The organism is Pseudomonas sp. P5_A12, assembly GCF_056400685.1.
In genome coordinates this window covers 1-1724 of record NZ_JBFUKU010000545.1, presented here as the reverse complement: position 1 = coordinate 1724, position 1724 = coordinate 1, and the positions used below count along the sequence as shown (strand labels likewise).

The following is a 1724-nucleotide window of genomic DNA, read 5'->3' as shown; positions in this document are numbered from 1 at the left end:
GGCATTGATGCCGTTGCGCCGAGCGACGACCGACACACTTTGTCCTGGCTCAAGGCTCTCGCGAACCATCGCCAGCTTTTGCTCCGGGCTCCAGCGGCGCCGCCGCTCCTGGCCCAAAAGCTCCCCACTCTTATCGTTGCTGTTAGTCATAAACATAACCGTTTGCCTATCCCTTATCGTAAGGGGGAAACGGTGTCCTGTCTTTCATGGGGCTCGTTCACTGATCCACCGCTATCGCGAGCAGGCTCGCTCCCACAGGGTTATTCGTTCAACCTGAAATCAGGGTTTCGGCGCAGAACTCGCCTCCGCCGCAAACCACTTCTTCTCCAGCGATGCCATCCGGCCATCGTCCTTGATCCGCTGCRGCGCGTTTTCCAGGCTGGCATGAAACGCCGGGTTACCTTTCTGAAACGGAATCGCCAGGCTCACCGGTGAGGCGGCGTTGGGCTTCTCGACGGTCAACGACTGCACCAGCAGCATTGAGCGCGGTTCTTCCTTCTGCGCGATCATTTGCGTATTGGTTTGAATGTAAGGCTCGCTGAAGTCGAAACGATCTTTCAGATCCGGAGTCATTGCTATGTGATTGATGGCGACGTCGTACTTGCCGCTTTCAACGCCGGTCAACAGATCGCCCGAATCGGTGACGACGAAGTCGGCCCGCACATCGAGTTCGTTGGCCAGCAGTTGACCCAGCTCGACTTCGAACCCGGTGAGCTTGCCTTCATCCTTGAAATTGAAGGGCGGTGTATTGGCCTCAAGCGCAATACGCAGTTCGCCTCGGTCGTTGATGTCGTCAATCAGTTCGGCATGAGCCAAAGGGCTCAAAAGGGGTAGCAAACAGATCAGGCCAGGCAGAAAGCGCATGGTCACTCCTTTGAATTCATTATCGCGATGCTCTGATTCAGGATCGCTTTGCTATGGTTGTCGAGTGCCTTCGACAACGATTGACCATGAAGTTGTCATGGTCACGCGGATTTTACGGAAAAACTGGAGAAGAGAATGAAAACGTTTATGTCTCGTGCTGCTTTGGCTGGCCTGCTGATGGGTGTTTCGGTGCTGGCCAGTGCTGCTACGCCTGCCCCGGCGGGTGCTGAAGTGTCCATTGTTTCTCCCAAGGACGGAGCGACGGTTCCGCAAACGGTTGTCGTCAAGTTCGCGGTCGAGAACATTGCGCTGGCGCCCGCGGGCGACACCACCAAGAACACCGGCCATCACCACTTGCTGATCGATGTCGATGAACTGCCAGCGGCCGGTTCGCCGATCCCCAAAGATGATAACCACCAGCATTTCGGCAAGGCTCAAACTCAGGGAGAAGTAACGCTGACCCCGGGCAAGCACACCTTGCAGCTGGAGCTGGGCGACAGCAACCACATGCCGTTTGACCCACCGATCGTGTCGGAGAAGATCACCATCAACGTCAAGTAACCATAGTCGCGCCCATGAAAAAGGAGACCCCAAGGTCTAATGCCAGTCAGTTAAGCTGACTGGCATTTTTCTTTCTGATCGGATACTTCGGGGATTTGAGCCTGATAGCCCGGGGGTAGATGCGCTCCTCTCGTCGATGAGGCAGGACGTAATGCATGGCTGAAGCATGCAGCTCAGCCAGGTATTTGGGGATGTTCCCGGAACGGTCGGCGGAGACGCTATTGATAAACCCGAGGATCGCCCAGGTACACGCGGTAAAGCTCATTTCGCAAGGTACACGCGGTAAAGCTCATTTCGCA

The 1724-nt window shown here is 55.8% G+C and carries 3 protein-coding genes; 1 reads left to right on the top strand and 2 read right to left on the bottom strand.

Translation table 11 applies throughout. From position 1 onward, the window contains the following. A partial coding sequence (locus AC1DSG_RS30950) for a transposase (protein ID WP_477794264.1) occupies positions 1–150 on the bottom strand: 150 nt, incomplete at its 3' end. 129 nt (positions 151–279) lie between these two features. Beyond that, entirely contained in the window at positions 280–864 is a 585-nt protein-coding gene (locus AC1DSG_RS30945) for a transporter substrate-binding domain-containing protein (protein ID WP_477794263.1), read from the bottom strand. Between the two features lie 135 nt (positions 865–999). Here AC1DSG_RS30945 and AC1DSG_RS30940 point away from each other — a divergent pair, with 135 nt between their 5' ends. Further along, complete coding sequence (locus AC1DSG_RS30940; RefSeq protein WP_477794262.1) at positions 1000–1425, top strand: DUF4399 domain-containing protein; 426 nt, start codon at positions 1000–1002, stop codon at positions 1423–1425. Positions 1426–1724: the final 299 nt, after the last annotated feature.